The organism is Sedimenticola selenatireducens DSM 17993 (assembly GCF_000428045.1).
Taxonomy (GTDB): Bacteria; Pseudomonadota; Gammaproteobacteria; order Chromatiales; family Chromatiaceae; genus Sedimenticola; species Sedimenticola selenatireducens.
The window spans coordinates 99,854-119,106 of sequence record NZ_KE386617.1; the positions used below are offsets into that span (position 1 = coordinate 99,854).

Consider the following 19,253-nt stretch of genomic DNA (forward strand, 5'->3'; position numbering starts at 1 on the left):
GCCGTATTTACCGCACCCCCGAACGCCTCAAGCGTCTGCACCACAGAGAACACCCGACCAATCGTAGGTCGTGCTAGCCGAAGGCGTAACACGACAGACCGAGCGTCTTCGTCGAATTACCCTGCGCTCATCCGACCTGCGATACTCAGCCGCCCACCGCACGCGGTTCGAGAATTCCCCCAGGCCGGTCAGGACTTGCCGTCGCCGCGGCCCCCGGTTGCCGGTTGCCGTTTTCCTGCTTGCCGTATCTCTGAAAAAATCCCATAAAAACAATGAAGTGCAGAGTTGGCATGTTGTCTGCTAATAGGTTTTCAGGAAAAACCAGGAAGCAGACCTATGAGTTTTGACAAAATACTTGGAATCCATGCCCAGTCACTCCAACTGCATGCAAAGCGTGCCGAGGTGCTGGCCGGTAATATCGCCAATGCGGATACCCCGGGCTACAAGGCGCGGGATTTTGATTTCAGTGAAGTGCTTCAGCAACAGACCGCTCAGCAGTCCAAGCTAAGGACCACCCACCAGAGCCACATACCACTGGACAACGGCATCATCTCACCCAGTGAGATGGCGTATCGCATACCCAGTCAGCCGAGTCTGGATGGCAACACCGTGGATAGCCAGCTTGAACATACCGCCTACGCGGAAAATGCCATTCAGTATCAGACCAGTCTGCGCTTCCTCAGTGGCACCATCCAAACCCTCAGAAAAGCAATTACGGGGCAATAATCATGTCAATGTTCAAGATATTCGACACCGCCGCCTCCGGCATGAGTGCGCAGTCCCTGCGATTGAATACAGTGGCCAGCAACATGGCCAATGTGGACAGTGTCAGCAGCAGCGTTGAAGAGACCTACAAGGCCCGACAGCCGGTCTTCAGCGCGTTGCTGAATCAACTCAATCCGGATGAGCCGGCCGTGGGCGTTCAGGTGAAAGGAGTTGTCGAGAGCAATGCCCCCCTGAATATGGAATATGCCCCGAATCATCCCAAGGCCAATGAAGAGGGTTATATCTTCCGGCCCAACGTCAACGTCATGGAGGAGATGGCCAATATGATCTCCGCCTCGCGCTCGTATCAAAGCAACGTCGAAGTGGTCAATACAGCCAAACAGCTGATGGTTGCCACATTGCGATTAGGTGAATAAATCGTCAGCAGCGATTTTTTTGCGTAACCCCGTAGCGGTAAGGCGCAAGGACGCGCCGAACAATAAAGGAGCAGTTAAATGAGCAGTGTCAACGCAGCCAGTACCGACCAGCTATACCAGACCCTGGGTCTCTCGCGTGAGCTTGAGGAGAAGAAAGACAATGAACTGGGGATGGAGGATTTTCTTGAATTGATGGTGACTGAACTGACCCATCAGGACCCGACCAAGCCGATGGATAACAGTGAGCTGGCAACCCAGATATCACAGTTTGCCGCGGTCTCCGGTATTGATGAGTTGAACAACTCGTTCTCGAATTTTTCCGACACCATGATTTCCGATCAGGCACTGCAGGCAGCCAATCTCGTGGGGCGTGACGTGTTGGTGCCGGTCAATACCGGCAATCTTGAGGCGGGAGGATCCATTAAGGGTGTGGTTGGCGTTACCGAACCGGCCAGCGATGTCACGGTGCGGATATCCGATGCCTCTGGTGAGTTGATAAAAGAGATTCAACTGGGCACCCAGCCCAAGGGTGAAGTGAGCTTCACCTGGGATGGTCTGGATGAGAGTGGGGAGGCGGTAGCGCCAGGGCAGTACCAGATTGAGGCCCAAGCCAAAGTGGATGGTGAGAGTGTGACGCCATATACATTAATTGAGGCCCGGGTGGGCAGCGTCAGCATCGGCGGGGCAGGGCAGGGGCTTACCGTCAATCTGGCCGGCCTGGGGCCTGTGTCATTCAGTTCCGTAGCAGAAATCCGCTGATTATTTAACGAGGAGATTAGAGTATGCCTTTTCGCATTGCACTGAGCGGACTTGATGCCGCATCCACCGACCTGCAGGTGACAGGTCACAATATCGCCAACGCGGCAACCAATGGATTCAAACAGTCCCGCGCCGAGTTTGCCGATATTTACGCCAACTCCATCCAGGATGTCAGTACCACCTCGGCCGGCCGGGGTGTGCGGGTCAGCCGGGTGGCGCAGCAGTTCAGCCAGGGGAATATTGACTTCACGGCAAGCAACCTGGATCTGGCGCTGAACGGGGAGGGTTTTTTCACTCTGGCGGATGCCAACGGTAATACCTCCTATACCCGCGCGGGCGCCTATACGGTGGATCGGGATGGCTATGTGGTGAATCACACCAATGACCGTCTGCAGGTGTTCGCCCCGATCGGTACCAGCGGCACCAATTTTAATACCGGCTCGACAACCGATCTGCAGCTTCCAACCCTCTCCGGTACACCGTCCGCTACCACCAGCGCCAATGTGGCGGTCAATCTGGACTCCAGCGGCACGGCGACCGCGGCCGCCACACTGTTTGATCCGACAGTGGCTACCACCTACGACAACTCAACATCGACCACCGTTTATGACTCACTGGGAACGGCGCACACCATGACCATGTACTTCAGGCAGTCGACAGTGGCGAATGAGTGGAATGTCTATACCACGGTCGACGGCAATATTGTTACGCCGACGACAAACTCAACCGCCGCCCCCTCTTCCGCCGCCTATCCCAGTGCGACGGTAAATTTTGACACATCGGGCGCATTGGTAACGGGATCGGGCAGTATTTCGGCCACCGGTACGTTGGCTTATAACGCCTACCCTATTGCCGGTGCGGCGCCGCTCAACATGACCTTTGATATGAATAACAGCACCCAGTTCGGGTCCGCTTTTGCAGTCAATAACCTGACTCAGGATGGCTATGCCCCAGGCAGGCTGAGTGGCGTTGATATCGATAACACCGGCGTGGTATCGGCCCGTTTTACCAACGGACAGTCCACGGCATTGGGCAAGGTGGCATTGGCCAAGTTCAACAATCCGCAGGGACTGCGTCAGCTGGGTGATACCAGTTGGGCGGAGACCTTCACCTCCGGCAATGTGCAGATGGGCGAGGCGGGTACGTCCAGTTTTGGCCTGGTTCAGTCGGGCGGGTTGGAGAACTCCAATGTGGATATTGCCGAGCAACTGGTCAACCTGATCACCGCGCAGCGTAATTATCAGGCCAATGCCCAGGTGATCACCACCGCCGACACGGTGACCCAGACGATTATCAATATTCGATAAGGTCGGTGGCATGTAGGAGGCCCGCCCCCGGGCCGAATTTTACGGGAGTTTCGAGAGCGACATGATTCGCGGCGAGGGCGCCGCTCCTACGGGGTGCGGGTTGTAGGGTGGGCACGTTGTTTGTGCCCACGCGGATGAAATTCACAGGAGAAGACAATGGATCGCATGTTATTTGTTGCGATGAGCGGCGCCAAAGAGACCTTGTTGGCCCAGTCAAATAACAGCAACAACCTGGCGAATGCCAGCACCCCAGGCTTCTTGGCCGACCTGCAGCAGTTCCGCAGCATGCCGGTGTTCGGGGATGGTTATCCCACCCGGGTCTACGGCATGAGCGAGCAACCCGGTGTTGATTTCAAGCACGGGGCGATCGTGCATACCGGTCGGGATCTGGATGTCGCTATCAATGGCGACGGCTGGTTTGCTGTGCAGTCACGCGATGGCGGTGAGGCCTATACCCGCCGTGGCGACCTCAAGCTGGATGCCAACGGCCTGCTGACCACCGGCAACGGTTTGCCGGTGATCGGCAATAGTGGACCGATTGCCATACCACCGGCGGAGAAGATAGAGATTGCATCCGATGGCACCATCTCCATTCGTCCCCTGGGTCAGGGGGCTGGAGAGTTGGCGGAGATCGACCGGATCAAGATGGTGGCGCCCTCGCTGGAGGGGATGGAGAAGGGGACGGATGGCCTGATGCGCCAGCAGGATGGCCAACTGCTGGAGGCGGATGCCGAGATACAGCTGGCAACCGGCTCGCTGGAAAGCAGTAATGTCAATATCGTGGATTCCATGGTGGACATGATCGATTTCTCCCGCCGCTTCGAGATGCAGGTGAAGATGATGAAGACGGCAGAACAGACGGATGAGTCCTCAGCCAGCATCATGCGTATCGGCTGACCCGATGGTTGCAAAAAGCGAACTGTAGGAGCGGCGCCTCGCCGCGAAATCGGCCCGGGGCGGGCCTCCTACAGGTTGATAAAAGCGATGGTCGGGTTAACGTGGTTGGCACGCAGATTGCCTTCACTATTGTTAGTCAACAAACAACGACAAGAGGATGACACCCTATGTACCCCGCACTCTGGATAGCAAAAACAGGATTGGATGCGCAGCAGACCCGCATGTCGGTCATTTCCAATAATCTTTCCAATGTCAGTACCACCGGGTTCAAACGGGATCGTGCCTCGTTCGAGGATCTGATCTACCAGAATGTGCGTCAGGTCGGCGCGCAGTCGTCACAGGACACCCAGCTGCCATCGGGTCTGGCCATCGGTACCGGTGTACGCACAGTGGCCACGCAGAAGCTGCATACCCAGGGCAACATCATGCAGACCGGCAACTCGCTGGATATGGCCATTCAGGGTCGGGGCTTCTTTCAGGTACTGCATCCCGATGGTTCCATTGTGTACACCCGCGATGGCTCGTTCGGTATGAGTTCGGATGGACAGATCGTGGACAACAATGGCTATGCCCTGGAGCCGGCTATTACCGTCCCGGCCAACACCCTGAGTATCACCGTGGGCTCGGATGGCGTGGTCTCGGCTTTGGTGTCGGGTAACAGCACGCCGACCCAGATCGGTACCATCGAGCTGGCGGATTTTGTCAACCCGACCGGATTGGCGGCAGTGGGTCAGAACCTGTTCCGGGAGACCGCGGCCAGTGGTGCCCCCACGACGGCTACCCCGGGTGTTGACGGCGTGGGTACGGTCAATCAGGGCTCGCTGGAAAGCTCCAATGTTAACGTGGTGGAGGAGATGGTCAACATGATTGAGACCCAGCGCGCCTACGAGATGAACTCCAAGGCGATCTCCACCACCGACGATATGTTGGCCTATGTGAGCAATCAGCTCTAACAACAGGTGCTTGAGATGATGAATCGGCTCTTCTCCTTAATGATGCTGGCATTGACCGCCGTCGCACTGGCCGGCTGTAACACGGCTCCGGTGCGCGACCCGGCCTATGCGCCGATTCGCCCGGTGGTGGCCGCGCCGAAACCGGAAGGCAATGGCGCCATCTACCAGGCCGGGTATGAGCAGTCCTGGTTTGAAGATATGCGTGCCCGCCGTGTGGGTGACATGCTGACCATCGAGCTGGTTGAGAAGACTGATGCAAAAAAAAGCGCCACCACCGAAGTCAGCAAATCCAACAGCAACAGCGTCACCAATCCGACCCTGCTCGGTTCCACGCCACAATTCAATGCGCCGGGCTTGCTGCCGCTGGCCAGCAATCGGGGTAACAATCTCGGGTTCTCCCTGGAGTCGGAGCACGATTTTTCCGGCGAGGGTGACAGCGAACAGAACAACGAGTTGACAGGCAATATCACCGTGACGGTCATCGAGGTGCTGCCCAATGGCTATCTGGTGGTCCGTGGCGAGAAGCGGATCGGCATTAATCAGGGTAATGAGTATGTGAAGGTGTCCGGCATTGTGCGCCCGGCAGATATCGATGCCACCAATACTGTGCTTTCCACGCGTCTGGCCGATCCGACCATTGTCTATGTTGGTGATGGTGCGGTGGCCGATTCCAATGTGATGGGCTGGCTGGGCCGGTTCTTTATCAGCGCCCTGATGCCCTTTTAGGTGAATTGTATGAAACAGTCTATCGCGTTCCGTTCCCTGTTGCCGGCCAGTATCCGCATGAGCATCGGCCTTCTGGCACTGCTGCTGTTTGCCGGCGTCGCCCAGGCGGAGCGGATCAAGGATCTTGCTTCCATTGCCGGGGTGCGTACCAACCAGTTGCTCGGTTATGGCCTGGTCGTGGGCCTCAACGGCACCGGCGACAAGAGCAGTTCCGCCCCGTTCACGGAGCAGAGTCTGAAAAGCATGCTGACCCAGCTCGGTATCGTAGTGCCGCCCGGTACCCGGATCAATCCGAAAAATGTGGCGGCGGTGACCATCAATGCTGATCTGCCTGCATTTGCCAAGCCGGGACAGAAGATCGATATCACCGTCTCCTCCATTGGTGATGCCAAGAGCCTGCGTGGCGGCACGCTGCTGATGTCACCACTGAAGGGTGCCGATGGCCGGGTCTATGCTATTGCCCAGGGCAACCTGGTGGTGGGTGGGTTGAGTGCATCGGGTGCGGATGGTTCCAGTATCACCATCAATATCCCCAGTGTCGGGCGCATTCCCAACGGCGCTACCGTCGAGCGTACGGTCACCTCCGGCTTTGGTCAGGGGACTTACCTGACCCTCAATCTGCATGAGGGTGACTTCACCACTGCCAACCGGATGGTTGAGTCCATTAACAAGGCTATCGGTCCGGGCGCCGCGCGTGCGCTGGACGCTACATCCGTCCGGGTCAATACCCCAATCGATCCCGGTCAGCGGGTCAGCTTTGTCTCACTGATCGAAAACCTGCCGGTCGAGCCTGGCGAGGTGGCGGCGCGGGTGATTGTCAATTCCCGTACCGGTACGGTGGTGATCAGCAATCAGGTGCAGGTTTCTCCCGCTGCTGTTTCCCATGGCAGCCTGACGGTAACCATTAGCGAAAACAGCCAGGTCTCCCAACCTGAAGCGTTCTCCGGTGGTGCCACCACCGTAGTGCCGCGCTCCGATGTCAGTGTGGCCGAGGGCGGCAGCCGGATGTTCCTGTTCAACCCGGGCGTGACTCTCAATGAGGTGGTTCGCGCGGTCAACCAGGTGGGTGCGGCACCGTCCGATCTGGTGGCTATTCTGGAAGCGTTGAAACAGGCGGGGGCCCTCAAAGCCGAGCTGGTGGTCATCTGATGGATCTGGCCAGCGCGTCAATCTATACCAACATGGAGGGCCTGACGGCGCTCAAGGCCCGGGCATCCGAAGATGCCAAGGGTTCGCTGGATCAAGTGGCGCGTCAGTTTGAATCCCTGTTCGTGCAGCAGATGTTGAAGAGCATGCGCCAGGCCGGCCTGGGTGAAGGACTTATGGATAGTGAGCAGAGCCTGTTCTATCGCGACATGTACGATCAGCAGCTCTCCATCCATCTGGCTGAGAGCGGCGGAATGGGGCTGGCAGATGTCATTAAGCGGCAACTGGGCGGTGCTGATGAAGCGGGAGCTGATACCGTCCCGACGGCGAAAACGATCGAAGATTACCGGCGACTGGCCATGGCTGTAAACATGTATGGCGCACCGGAGTCAGGCAACGCGGAGAGGGCGGGCCGTGTGCGCCTTGACGGCGTTACAGCGTCCGGTGGTGTAGAAGGAACACCTCGTACAGATGCTGGGCGGAATAAACCAGCAGTGGGCGCCGAAATTGCCGTGGGACAACCGGACCCGAAAAACTGGAGTGCTGAAGAGTTTGTCGAGAATCTCTGGCCCTGGGCGACCGAGGCTGCTGGTCTGATAGGCCTCAAACCGCAGGCCCTGTTGGCCCAGGCAGCGCTTGAGACCGGTTGGGGAAAGAAGCTGATCCGCGCAGCCGATGGTGCACCGGCCAATAATCTGTTCGGGATCAAGGCGGATCGACGCTGGGAAGGCGACCGGGTAAGCGTCAATACCCTGGAATATGAGGCGGGTACGGCGGTAAAGAAACGGGCCTCTTTCCGCTCCTATGACTCGCTGCGGGACAGTTTTCATGACTACGTGGATTTTCTGCAATCGAATCCTCGCTACGGCGAGGCGCTGGGAGCCACGAAAGACAGTCAGGCCTATTTTACTGAATTACAGCGGGCCGGTTATGCGACCGATCCGAATTATGCGAGTAAAATCAATGCGGTATTAAACGGGCCAGAAATGACCCGGGCGGTGGAACGACTCAAGCTTGAGCATGAATGGTCGCTATGAAATTCACGCGGGTCGTCAGTGGGATTAACGACGTAGGAGAGGCATTTAGGCATGAAAAGCGAAAATCGCAGCTAAAGCAGCTCCTACAAGGCATCGATCGTAGGAGCGGCTTCAGCCGCGAAAGGCATCAATCGTAGGCGCGGCTTCAGCGACCAGGACAGACAGATGGCAGGCATACTCAATATAGGTACATCGGCACTGCTCGCGTTTCAGCGCTCGCTGACCACGACCGGGCACAATATTGCCAACTCGGATACCGAGGGGTACAGCCGACAGCGGGTCAATCTGACCGCCCGAATTCCGCAGTTGACCGGGGCCGGTTATATCGGTTCGGGAGTACAGGTGGGAGAGGTGCAGCGCCTGTATGATGACTTTCTGGCGGGCCAGATGCGTGCATCCCAGTCGTCCGCTTCCGAGATGGAGAGTTATTTCAGCCACGCCAGCCGGATAGACAATGTATTGGCGGATCCCAATATCGGGCTGGATCCCGCCATTCAGGATTTCTTTAATGCCACGCAGGTAGTGGCGGATGATCCCTCCTCCATCTCAACAAGGCAGGTGATGTTGTCGGAAGCGGGTGCCATGGTCAATCGCTATCATGACCTCAGCCGGCAGTTTACCGATGCAAATAATCAGCTGAATCAGGAACTGGCGGATGTCGCCAAGGAGATCAGTGATCTGGCCGAGGCGATTGCCCAGGTCAATCAGGGTATTATCGAAGCGTCTGGTGCAGGGGGACCTTCGCCCAATGATCTGCTGGATCAGCGGGAGGTGCTGCTGAACGACCTCTCCAAGCTGGTCAATATCACGGTAGTCCCGCAGGACAACGGGGCGTTGAATGTCTTTATCGGCAAGGGGTTGACCCTGGTCATCGGTGGAACCAATGCAACACTGACAGCCGTCAACAGCAGTAGCGATCCCAGTCAGCGTGATATCGCCTTCACCAATGTTTCCGGAACCCAGGTGGTTACTGATCAACTGGCAGGCGGCGAGCTGTCCGGGTTGCTTGATTTTCGAGATGAGATCCTCAAGCCCGCGACCAACCAGCTGGGCCTGGTGGCTATCGGGATGACTGACAGGATCAACAGCCAACATCAACAGGGTCTGGATCTGGATGGTAATTTGGGTGGGCAGTTCTTTGCTCCTCACAGTGTCGGCGTGCTGAGTAATGCCAACAATGCGAGTGCTGCCCAGGTGACGGCCGCTTATATTGATACCGGCAATCTGACGGCCAGTGACTATGAGTTGCGTGCAACCAGTGTGGCCGATCAATTTACCATGACCCGGCTATCTGACGGCCAGGTAACCACGATCAATACAGGTGGAGTCTATCCCCATACCACGGCTGAGATAGACGGCATATCTATTTCGATCTCCGCAGCCGCCACAGCGGGTGACCGCTATCTGATCCAGCCAACGCGAAATGCGGCCAGCAACATGGAGCTGTTGATCAGTGATCCACGAAAAATAGCCGCGGCCGGCCCCATCCGGGCTGCACAGACAACCAACATCGGCGGTGGTCCCAATCAGGGCACGGCTGCCATTTCCCAACCGGACTACAGCAATACCAGCAACATTCCGCTTGCCGGAAGCATAACGCTCGAGTGGAGTGCCACCGCTCATGGCGGGGCTCCTGGATTCGCTGTCACCGGTGGTCCCGGTGGCACCATTGCCTATGATCCAGCAACCCAGACAAACGGCGCCAGTTTCTCCTTCCCCGCCTATGGCGGGATGAGCTTTAACATCACCGGCACACCTGCCGCCGGAGACCGGTTTGTTATCGAAAATAACAGCAGTGGTATCGGTGATAACCGTAATGCACTCAAACTGGCTGATCTGCAATCCTCTAAATCCATGCTGGGCTCGACAGGTGGGGGGCTGGAGACAGCCACTTTTCAGGGGGTCTACAGCCAACTGGTTTCAGATGTCGGCTCAAAGACTCATCAGGCCGAGGTCAACTTCAATGCCACCGATGGACTGCGGGAGCGCCATAAAAATTCGCTCCTTTCGATCAGTGGCGTCAATTTGGACGAAGAAGCTGCCAATCTGATCAAGTTTCAGCAGGCCTATCAGGCTGCGGCGCAGGTGATTACAGTTTCCAATACCCTGTTTGACTCGCTGATCGGAGCAATCCGGAGGTAACTATGTTACGCATCTCAACCCAGATGATCACCGAGCGCAGCCTGAGTTCCATGCTCCGGCAGCAGAGTGAACTGAACGATACCCAGCAACAGCTTTCCACCGGCAGACGGGTGTTGACGCCCTCCGATGATCCGGCGAGTGCGTCCCGGGTATTGGGGCTGAACCGCGCGGTCGACACACTATCCCAGTATCAGAGCAATATTGATCGGCTGACCTCCCGCCTGGAGACGGAAGAGGGGGCGCTTGATGGTATTACCAATCTGTTACAGCGGGTCAGGGAACTGACAGTAGAGGGTAATAATGATGTGTTAACGACGCTTGATAAAAGTGCCATTGCCTCTGAAATCAGGCAGATAGGCGATCAGCTGTTTTCCATGGCCAATTCGAGGGACAGCGGGGGCGAGTACGTTTTTGCCGGCTATCAGTCCGGTACCCGGCCCTTCTCTTATGACCTGGGTGTCTACAGCTACAACGGCGACGGTGGCCAACGGGAACTGCAGATCGCCTCGGATCGCACCGTGGCGGATGGGGACAACGGATTTGATACGTTCATGAATATCGCGACCGGGCCGATTGCCACGGTCAATGTGGCCGCGCCTACCGACCCGGCGCCTGCCGCCATCACTGCAGGTGATATCACCATTGATGGTGGCAACGGCAATGGGGCAATCAGTATCGGAGCCTTGCCGCTCGCGGCCAATCCGACGCAGCGAGCGGTCCAGTTGCGAGATGCCATCAATGCCATCAGTGGTCAAACCGGGGTAAGGGCCGAGAGTAACACTGCACCGCCTGACACCCTGACCCTGACCGCGGTTGGGGGCACGGGCGTGACGGTGAATATCGCCGGTACTGCCACCACGGCCAATACGGGTCTGACAACAGGTGCAACCGCGCCGGTGACTTCAAAGCGGAGTGTATTCGAGACTCTTGACCTGCTGGCCGCGGATCTGGAGGCCGGGAAATCAGTAGATCGCTATATCACCGATGTTCAGCTGGCGATGGACAATGTCATTGAGGTCAGAACCACCGTGGGTGGCCGTTTGAATTCCATTGAAGAGCAGCAGACGGTGAATGAGGATCTCAAGCTGAACCTGGAAATCCACCGTTCTGAGGAGCGTGATCTGGACTATACGGAGGCTATCTCCCGGTTTGAGAGCCAGATGACCGCCCTGCAGGCCGCTCAACAGGCCTATGTGAAGGTAAAAGGGCTTTCCCTGTTCAATTACCTGTAGGAGGCCCGCCTCGGGCCGAATGCGCGGCGTGGGCACACAAGACGTGCCCATCCAACGTGTCTGAAGTTGTAGGTCGTGTTAGCTGAAGGCGTAACCCGACAAGGTTTCCGATACAGGGAGCGTGGATTGATTGTCGGATTACGCTGTCGCTAATTCGACCTACGAGATTGATTTTTATGTAAAAATTAAACGGATATTTTTTGTAATGGCATTCGCAAGATTTTTTGTTATTTCGCTTAAAGAATCCCTGGATACGGCCGTTACAAACATCGGAGGCGGTAAATATCAGAAAATTGTTCCGATATATCCGCCAAATATCAACCTGACCCCGAGGGCACCCGATGCGGTAGCTAAAGGGGAATAAGGAGCAAGACAATGGCACAGATTATCAATACCAATATTGCGTCCCTGACCGCACAGCGCAATCTGAACAAATCCCAGAGTTCAATGGCTACAGCCATGGAACGGCTCTCTTCCGGTCTTCGTATCAACAGCGCTAAGGATGATGCGGCTGGTTTGGCAATTTCTGAACGGATGACTTCCCAGATTAGAGGGTTAAATCAGGCAATTAGAAACTCAAATGACGGCATATCTCTTTCCCAAACTGCGGAAGGGGCGTTGGGTGAGATTACTAATAATTTACAGCGTGTACGTGAATTGTCTGTACAGTCAGCAAATTCAACTAACAGTGCTTCTGACAGGGCGGCACTTGATGAGGAAGTGCAGCAACTGCTTGCAGAAATAGACCGTGTTGCGTCGCAAACTTCGTTCAATAATCAACGTATTCTGGATGGTACTTTTGGATCAGCCAGCTTCCAGGTTGGTGCAAATGTTGGTGAAACTATATCAATCAACCTCGCAACAAGTATGCGTACTACATCAATTGGTAAAACTGCTGACTACGTCAATAGTACTACCCAGTTTGATACCACTAAGGCAGTTGGTTCACAAGGAACTGGTGTAAATACTAGTGCTATCGCATCAGGTAATGTCACTATAGCCATTGGGAGTAATTCCGCCGTCACCGTTGGGGCGTCACAGGACTATTCTTCAACAGGCGCTGGACGAACAGCAGGTAGTGCCTATTCAAAAGCTGACGCTATTAATTCGGCTGGTATTAGTGGGTTAACTGCTGTCGCCGATACGACGGTTCAGTTAGACCTGGCCGCCAACGCCGTATCTGCTACAAATACTGGTTATAGCCTGTCGCTCAATGGTGTGGCAATTGTAACGGGATATGATGGTACTGCCGACGGTGCGATGAGTTCCGATACGCTTGTGTCGCTTATCAACTCAAATGCAAGTGCATCGGGTGTTACAGCTTCGTATGATAGCGCAAATACCAGAATTACGTTAACTGCAAGTGATGGCAGAAATATAGCGGTTTCGCAGACAAACACAACAACCACAACAGATGGTTTTCAGGGTATTGAGGGTGATAACAACGCTGTTAACACCACAACTGACTTTACGCCAGGTGCAAGTGGTGCAGCGGCAACAGCTACGTATGGAGGTACTCTCCGTCTCATATCTGCAGAGTCAATTGCTGTAGCTGGGACGGCTCCGGCGACAATTGGATTTACTACGGGCTCTATGGCACTTGGCAACTCAGCACTTAGTTCATCATCAGTAACGACGGTTGCAAATGCTAATACAACTCTTACTCGCGTTGATGCGGCGTTGTCTTCAGTGAGTACCCTTCGTAGTACTTTTGGTGCAGTTCAGAATCGTTTTGAAACAACTATAGCTAACCTGAGTGTGACGTCTGAAAATCTCTCAGCCGCCCGTTCCCGCATCCAAGATGCCGACTTCGCCGCTGAAACAGCCGCGATGACCCGTTCGCAGATCCTGCAGCAGGCGGGTGTGGCAATGGTTTCCCAGGCGAATGCGCTGCCGCAGAGCGTATTGTCACTTCTCCAGTAATCTGGGCGAGGGATGGGGCATTGAAAAAATTGCCCCATCCCGCGTTAAATAGGTGATCGCCATGGTGAATGAAATCTCGCAAAGTGTATTGAGCGGCCTGTCCGCGCAATCAAAAGGAGCTGCAAGCAGTACCGTAAGGGTGCGGGAAAATTCTGAAATCCAGCGGGTGGCTCAATCTGCACAAATCGCTTCCAGGGGTGAGGCCAAGGAAGAACAAAGGCCTACTGCAGCGATGGATGGACAGACGCTTGATAATGCGGTTGAACAGTTGAACCAGTTTGCTCAATCTGTTCAGCGTAAACTGGAATTCTCAGTGGATGAAGAGAGTGGAAAGACCGTTATCAAGGTTATAGATAAAGAGTCTGGTGAGATGGTGAGGAGTATTCCATCTGAAGATGTGCTGGATATGCAGCAGAGGCTCAGGGAAACGAGTGAAGCTATTTTTAAAGGTAATCAGGGAATATCGCTGCTGTTTGAAGCAAAGGCATGATTCTCTGGACGGGTGACAGGGACGTCACTGGATTTAATTTGATTAACAGATGCCTGGCGCAGAGATAAAAAATCAGGCAATTCACTCCGTCAGTTAGCAAGGCGATTTTAACTTGGGCTGACAGAGTTCAGTAGGCATTACCAGGAGAACCAAATGGCCATCTCATCACCAGGACTGGGTTCAGGGCTTGACGTTACAGGCATCGTCTCCCAGTTGATGGCGGTTGAGCAGCAGCCTCTTACTCGGCTAAACCAGAAAGAGGCCCAGGTGCAGGCCCAGATATCAGCCTATGGCAGCCTGAAGGGTGGACTCTCGTCCCTGCAGAGTGCCATGACAAAGCTGCTGGATGCGGATACCTTTCAGGCCACCAAGGCCAGCTCATCCGATAGCGGTGTGTTAACCGTATCTTCCGATACGGATGCCGTTACCTCTTCTTACAATGTTACAGTGAACCGGCTGGCGCAGCAGCATAAGCTGGGATCCAGTGAGGTTGCATCATCAACCACTTTTGGTGGGATGGCGGGTGACGAATTGACGCTGACTGTGGGGTCGGACAGCTTTACCCTGGATCTCTCCACTGCCATGACCTTGGGTGAGATTCAGTCGGCGATCAATGTGGAGACTAACGGCACAGGGGTGACTGCTGGTCTGATCACGGGTGACAGTGGGAACCAGACCCTGGTATTGACGTCTGGCTCAACGGGTTATGACAATCGTGTTCAACTCTCCTTTGGTGGTAGTCTGGATGCCAATACTTTCAACTTCTCCATGTTGAACCGGGATGCGAGTAATCAGTTGCTGGCTGGGGAGAATGAGCTGGATGCCTCGTTGACAGTGGACGGTGTGTCCATCACCCGCGCCAGTAACAGTGTGACTGATGTGATAGAGGGCTTGACGCTGAATCTGCAGGCCACCGGGCAGTCCAATATCTCAATCAACCAGGATAGCTCGGTTGCGAAAAGTGCCGTCAGTGGCTTCGTTAATGCATACAATGAGCTGAATGATCAACTGTCAACACTGCAGAGCAGTGGCGCGAGTGGCAGTGTACTGCGTAATATTGAAAATCAGTTGCGGGGTATGCTGAATACAGGTCTTAGCGGTCTCGGCAGTTACTCCTATATCTCCCAGTTGGGTGTAACCACCAACTCAGACACGGGCAAGCTCGAGTTTGACAGCGGGAACTTTGTCTCGGCACTGGAAGATTCGCCTCAAAGTGTTACAAGTTTCTTTAGTGATGAGGATGGCGGATTTGCAGCCAGGTTTGACGGCCTGCTGGAGGGGTTCGTCAAGTCAGGTGGGACCATCGACAGTATCATTGATGGCAGTAATAGTCGAATAGAGGGCATTGAGCGCAGCCGAGAATCGCTGGAGCGCCGTCTGGAAGATATCGAGGCACGTTATCTTCGGCAGTTTGGTGCCCTGGATGGATTGATTGCGAATATGACGACGACTAGTGAATATCTGACCAGCCAGCTGGATATATTGTCCAATCTGGCTAGTGGGAATAAAAAGTAATTGCATCTTGGAATATCAGATTCAGCATAGAGTTGAATCAGTCTGGAGTACCCAATGGTAAAATCAAGAATGAAGAGTGCGCTATCACAATATAATAGTGTCAGTGTGAATTCTGGTGTTGAAGATGCGACTCCTCATCGTCTGGTACAGATGCTGATGGAGGGGGCCCTGGACAAGATTGCCGCAGCCAAAGGGCACATGGCGCGAAATGAGCCGGCGGATAAGGGGCGTTATATCAGCTGGGCCATCTCCATCGTCAGCGGCCTGCAGAGCAGTCTGGATATGGAATCCGGTGGCGAGTTGTCGCGGAATCTGGATGACCTGTATGACTACATGGTGCGCCGCCTGGGTGAGGCGGGTGCCAAGAACGACCCGAAGATTCTGGATGAGGTGTCATCACTGCTGCTGGAAGTGAAATCCGCCTGGGACGTGATTCCGTCACAACTGGATGCGGAAAATCGGCAGACGGCAATCTGATCATGCTCGGTCGACTTATCCATCTCAGTCAGGAAATGCTGTTATTCGCGGAGCAGGGTGAGTGGGAGCGGGTAACCGAGATGCAGATTGAGCGTCAGCAGATCATGGAAGACACCTTTCCGCTCGATCCCCAGGTAATAGACGTCGATGGCGCAACTGGTCAGATTCGATTGATTCTGGATCTGGATCAACAGATTACACAGTTAGCCCGGGTGCAACGGAAAGAGGTAGGACTGTTACTAAGTAAACTGAGCCACGGACGCACTGCCACCAAGGCCTACCAGGATACGTCCCGGCGCTGAGCAAACCTGATGGGCACGTGAATGTTGCTCATCTTACCCCGCGGCAGTGGTTGGCCTGTAGGAGGCCCGCCCCCGGGCCGAATTCGCGGCGAGGGCGCCGCTCCTACGGGTACTATCAGGCTACAACTGCTTAAAGATAGTCCGCAGCGGCAGTCACCATTCACCTTCGGTAGTGCGCAAAAAGATCAGGTGCTGATCACAATCTCCAGCACAAATTTGCTGCCGAAATAGGCCAGCATCAGCACCACGAACCCCGAAAGTGTCCAGCTCAGTGCTTTTTGGCCACGCCAGCCGGAACGATGGCGTCCCCAGAGTAATGTGCCGAATACCAGCCAGGCGGCAATGGAAAGAATGGTCTTGTGGACCAGATGCTGCGCGAACAGGTCCTCCAGAAAGACGAAACCGCTCAGTAGTGCCACCGTCAACAGGGTGAATCCCAATCCAATCATCTCGAACAGCAGTGCTTCCATGGTTTGCAATGGCGGCAAGGCGCGGATAAATCCCCCGGGGTGGCGATGTCGCAGATGATAGTCCTGGATGGCCAGCAGGATGGCCTGGACGCTGGCCATGGCCAGCAGGCTATAGGCCAGCAGGGAAATCAGAACATGAACGCGCAGGGCCCAGGATGAATTGGCAGCCAGGATATGCTCGGCCGGGAAGTGCATATCCAGCGCAATGCTCAAGGCGGCCAGCGGCAACAGGGTAATGCCGAGATTTTCCACCGGTTTGGTCAACGCCGACAGTATTAACAGCAGGACGATGGTCCAGGCAATAAGGGACGAGGCGCCAAAGAAACTGAAGTTCAGACCGCCTTCACTGACCACATTTTGATATAGCAGGAATGCGTGCAGGGTAACCCCCACCATTCCAATGATGATTCCAAGATGGCGGGAAAGGGTTTTTCCTGTCCGATCTGAAAAGAGTCGGACCGCGATGATAGTCCCACTGGCGAGGTAGCAGGCTATAGCGAGAAAAGCGACAATAGTATGGTTCATATTGGGCGTGATAATCGCATATCTCCCCTTGCTCTGACTAGCCCGGATGGGCAGAGTTTGAGCGTAATCGCCTATCTGGTCGCGAGGATTGCACCGCGCTGTCGGGATCAATGGCACGAAGAGAACAGTTTCCATATATAATACGGAAAATTCATGGCGAGAGGCTGAGCTAAAGCATGTTTGACAATCTGACAGACCGGCTGGGCGGCGTACTGACAAAGCTGCGCGGCCAGGGCCGACTGACCGAGGACAATATCAAGGAAACCATGCGGGAGATTCGCATGGCGCTGCTGGAGGCGGATGTCGCTCTGCCAGTGGTCCGGGATTTTGTCGAGCAGGTGAAAGAGAAGGCGCTGGGTGAGGAGGTGATGAAGAGCCTCACCCCGGGTCAGGTGCTGATCAAGATCGTCAATGATGAACTGGTCAGAATCATGGGTGAGGCCAATGAGCGGCTGAACCTGGCTGCCCAGCCACCGGCCGTGATACTGATGGCTGGCCTTCAGGGCTCCGGTAAAACAACCAGTGTCGCCAAGCTGGCACGCTGGTTGAAGCAGAGCCAGAAAAAATCGGTCATGGTGGTCAGTTGTGATATCTATCGTCCGGCTGCTATTGATCAGCTAAAAACCCTCGCCACTGAAGTGGAGGCGGAGTTCTTCCCCAGCACCACGCTGCAACAACCGCTTGCCATTGCCCGGGCTGCACTGGATCAGGCGCGCAAGCAGTTCACCGATGTCCTGATTGTCGATACCGCAGGCCGTCTCCATGTGGATGCGGCACTGATGGATGAGATCAGGCAGCTGCATGCAGGGATCAAGCCTGTCGAAACCCTGTTCGTGGTTGATAGCATGACTGGTCAGGATGCCGCCAACACCGCCAAGGCCTTTGACGATGCCCTGCCGCTGACCGGCGTGATTCTGACCAAAACCGATGGTGATGCCCGAGGCGGTGCGGCGCTCTCCATTCGCCAGATTACCGGAAAGCCGATCAAATTCCTCGGTGTGGGCGAGAAAACGACAGCCCTTGAGCCCTTTTACCCTGAGCGGATGGCCTCACGGATTCTGGGTATGGGTGATGTACTCTCTCTGGTGGAAGAGGTCCAGGGTAAGGTGGACCAGGCCAAGGCTGAGAAGCTGGCCAAAAAACTGCACAAGGGACAGGGCTTCGATCTGGAGGATTTCCGTGACCAGATGGAGCAGATGTCCAATATGGGGGGGCTGAACTCGCTGATGGACAAGCTTCCGGGGATGGGGAATATCCCTGATCATGTGAAGAACCAGGTGAATGACAAGGAGATCGTCCGTTCGATCGCCATCATCAACTCCATGACACCGCAGGAGCGACGCTTCCCTAACCTGATCAAGGGCTCAAGAAAGCGCCGGATTGCCCTCGGTTCCGGCACCCAGGTGCAGGAAGTGAATAAAATGCTCAAGCAGTACGCCCAGATGCAGAAAATGATGAAAAAGATGAAGGGCGGGGGCATGGCCAAGATGATGCGGGGGCTGAAGTCCAAGCTGGGACCCGGTGGTGGTATGCCGCCGGGCGGTATGCCTCCCGGGGGCGGTTTCCCCTTTTGAGGGGTATTTCAGTGCTCCGCAGTCCGGCAGGGCAGGCACGCTTTTTGTGCCCACCCTGCCGAGCTGGAAGGTAATCCTTAACCACAAAGATTTTTGCGGTTAATCGCTTTTATGGGGGTTCGTCGTTCCCACGCTCCGCGTGGGAATGCATACCCGGCGGCAATAGTGGCTGCGCCCCTCGGGAGTATCCGCCCTACCTATGCGGCTAAACGCGCAAATCCCCGCTCCGTTCAGCGGAATAAGATGTTGTCCCGATTTAAGGTGACAAAACACTTCACTTTTCCCCGGAAACGGGTAGAATGCCCCGTTTCACTCCGGCCGGTTTGGTTGGCCGGTGGTGCGTGGCAGATTTTTTTAAATTCAAGGGTTGGAAATGGTAACAATTCGTCTTGCACGGACCGGCGCGAAAAAGCGGCCGTTCTATCACATCGTAGTGGCTGATAGCAGAAATCCCCGCGATGGAAAGTACATTGAGCGGCTGGGTTTCTTCAATCCTATTGCGACTGGCGGTGAGGAGCGTCTGCGTTTGGACCAGGCGCGTATCAGCCACTGGGTTTCCCAGGGTGCACAGCCGACCGATCGTGTTGCCCAGCTGGTTAAGGAAGCGTCAAAGGCTGCAGCCTGATTGACTGGGAG

19 protein-coding genes are annotated in these 19,253 nt (G+C 55.3%); 18 read left to right on the forward strand and 1 reads right to left on the reverse strand.

All coding sequences use genetic code 11. The features are described from left to right. The first annotated feature begins 336 nt into the window (after positions 1 to 336). The 16 genes from flgB to A3GO_RS0121055 all read left to right on the forward strand — a co-directional run bounded on the left by flgB (position 337) and on the right by A3GO_RS0121055 (position 16,048). Entirely contained in the window at positions 337 to 726 is a 390-nt protein-coding gene (gene flgB, locus A3GO_RS0120975; protein ID WP_029135064.1) for a flagellar basal body rod protein FlgB, read from the forward strand. A 2-nt stretch (positions 727 to 728) separates the two neighbouring features. Further along, positions 729 to 1,142 (forward strand): flagellar basal body rod protein FlgC, encoded by a 414-nt coding sequence (flgC, locus tag A3GO_RS0120980; RefSeq protein WP_029135065.1) that lies wholly within the window; start codon positions 729 to 731, stop codon positions 1,140 to 1,142. 78 nt (positions 1,143 to 1,220) lie between these two features. Beyond that, a complete protein-coding gene (locus A3GO_RS0120985; protein WP_029135066.1) occupies positions 1,221 to 1,901 on the forward strand; it encodes a flagellar hook assembly protein FlgD in 681 nt (226 codons plus the stop codon). A 23-nt stretch (positions 1,902 to 1,924) separates the two neighbouring features. Further along, a complete protein-coding gene (gene flgE / locus A3GO_RS0120990; protein ID WP_029135067.1) occupies positions 1,925 to 3,208 on the forward strand; it encodes a flagellar hook protein FlgE in 1,284 nt (427 codons plus the stop codon). A 156-nt stretch (positions 3,209 to 3,364) separates the two neighbouring features. Further along, the gene (gene flgF / locus A3GO_RS0120995) at positions 3,365 to 4,105 is read left to right on the forward strand and encodes a flagellar basal-body rod protein FlgF (RefSeq protein WP_029135068.1); all 741 of its coding nucleotides are present in this window, start codon (positions 3,365 to 3,367) and stop codon (positions 4,103 to 4,105) included. 167 nt (positions 4,106 to 4,272) lie between these two features. Then, on the forward strand, positions 4,273 to 5,058 hold the full coding sequence (gene flgG, locus A3GO_RS0121000; protein ID WP_029135069.1) for a flagellar basal-body rod protein FlgG: 786 nt from the start codon (positions 4,273 to 4,275) through the stop codon (positions 5,056 to 5,058). A gap of 15 nt (positions 5,059 to 5,073) precedes the next feature. Further along, entirely contained in the window at positions 5,074 to 5,784 is a 711-nt protein-coding gene (gene flgH, locus A3GO_RS0121005) for a flagellar basal body L-ring protein FlgH (RefSeq protein ID WP_037376232.1), read from the forward strand. Positions 5,785 to 5,841: 57 nt separating this feature from the next. Beyond that, positions 5,842 to 6,933 (forward strand): flagellar basal body P-ring protein FlgI, encoded by a 1,092-nt coding sequence (locus A3GO_RS0121010; protein ID WP_037376298.1) that lies wholly within the window; start codon positions 5,842 to 5,844, stop codon positions 6,931 to 6,933. Then, complete coding sequence (gene flgJ / locus A3GO_RS24915; protein WP_037376233.1) at positions 6,933 to 7,967, forward strand: flagellar assembly peptidoglycan hydrolase FlgJ; 1,035 nt, start codon at positions 6,933 to 6,935, stop codon at positions 7,965 to 7,967. The genes A3GO_RS0121010 and flgJ overlap by 1 nt, the downstream gene beginning before the upstream one ends. A gap of 165 nt (positions 7,968 to 8,132) precedes the next feature. Continuing rightward, the gene (gene flgK / locus A3GO_RS0121020; protein ID WP_029135072.1) at positions 8,133 to 10,109 is read left to right on the forward strand and encodes a flagellar hook-associated protein FlgK; all 1,977 of its coding nucleotides are present in this window, start codon (positions 8,133 to 8,135) and stop codon (positions 10,107 to 10,109) included. 2 nt (positions 10,110 to 10,111) lie between these two features. Continuing rightward, a complete protein-coding gene (gene flgL / locus A3GO_RS0121025) occupies positions 10,112 to 11,341 on the forward strand; it encodes a flagellar hook-associated protein FlgL (protein WP_029135073.1) in 1,230 nt (409 codons plus the stop codon). 375 nt (positions 11,342 to 11,716) lie between these two features. Further along, positions 11,717 to 13,264 (forward strand): flagellin N-terminal helical domain-containing protein, encoded by a 1,548-nt coding sequence (locus tag A3GO_RS0121035; protein ID WP_029135075.1) that lies wholly within the window; start codon positions 11,717 to 11,719, stop codon positions 13,262 to 13,264. A 61-nt stretch (positions 13,265 to 13,325) separates the two neighbouring features. After that, complete coding sequence (locus tag A3GO_RS24920; RefSeq protein ID WP_051302755.1) at positions 13,326 to 13,754, forward strand: flagellar protein FlaG; 429 nt, start codon at positions 13,326 to 13,328, stop codon at positions 13,752 to 13,754. A gap of 153 nt (positions 13,755 to 13,907) precedes the next feature. Beyond that, a complete protein-coding gene (gene fliD, locus A3GO_RS0121045; protein ID WP_029135076.1) occupies positions 13,908 to 15,269 on the forward strand; it encodes a flagellar filament capping protein FliD in 1,362 nt (453 codons plus the stop codon). A 54-nt stretch (positions 15,270 to 15,323) separates the two neighbouring features. Continuing rightward, complete coding sequence (fliS, locus tag A3GO_RS0121050; protein ID WP_029135077.1) at positions 15,324 to 15,746, forward strand: flagellar export chaperone FliS; 423 nt, start codon at positions 15,324 to 15,326, stop codon at positions 15,744 to 15,746. Between the two features lie 2 nt (positions 15,747 to 15,748). Continuing rightward, the gene (locus tag A3GO_RS0121055; protein WP_029135078.1) at positions 15,749 to 16,048 is read left to right on the forward strand and encodes a flagellar protein FliT; all 300 of its coding nucleotides are present in this window, start codon (positions 15,749 to 15,751) and stop codon (positions 16,046 to 16,048) included. Between the two features lie 185 nt (positions 16,049 to 16,233). On the opposite strand, the gene A3GO_RS0121060 is transcribed toward A3GO_RS0121055, so the two are convergent. Beyond that, positions 16,234 to 17,043, reverse strand: coding sequence for a cytochrome C assembly family protein (locus tag A3GO_RS0121060; RefSeq protein ID WP_029135079.1), 810 nt, complete (start codon positions 17,041 to 17,043; stop codon positions 16,234 to 16,236). Positions 17,044 to 17,219: 176 nt separating this feature from the next. Here A3GO_RS0121060 and ffh point away from each other — a divergent pair, with 176 nt between their 5' ends. Beyond that, positions 17,220 to 18,617 (forward strand): signal recognition particle protein, encoded by a 1,398-nt coding sequence (gene ffh, locus A3GO_RS0121065; protein ID WP_029135080.1) that lies wholly within the window; start codon positions 17,220 to 17,222, stop codon positions 18,615 to 18,617. A gap of 373 nt (positions 18,618 to 18,990) precedes the next feature. Continuing rightward, entirely contained in the window at positions 18,991 to 19,242 is a 252-nt protein-coding gene (gene rpsP, locus A3GO_RS0121070; RefSeq protein ID WP_029135081.1) for a 30S ribosomal protein S16, read from the forward strand. The last annotated feature ends 11 nt before the right edge of the window (positions 19,243 to 19,253 follow it).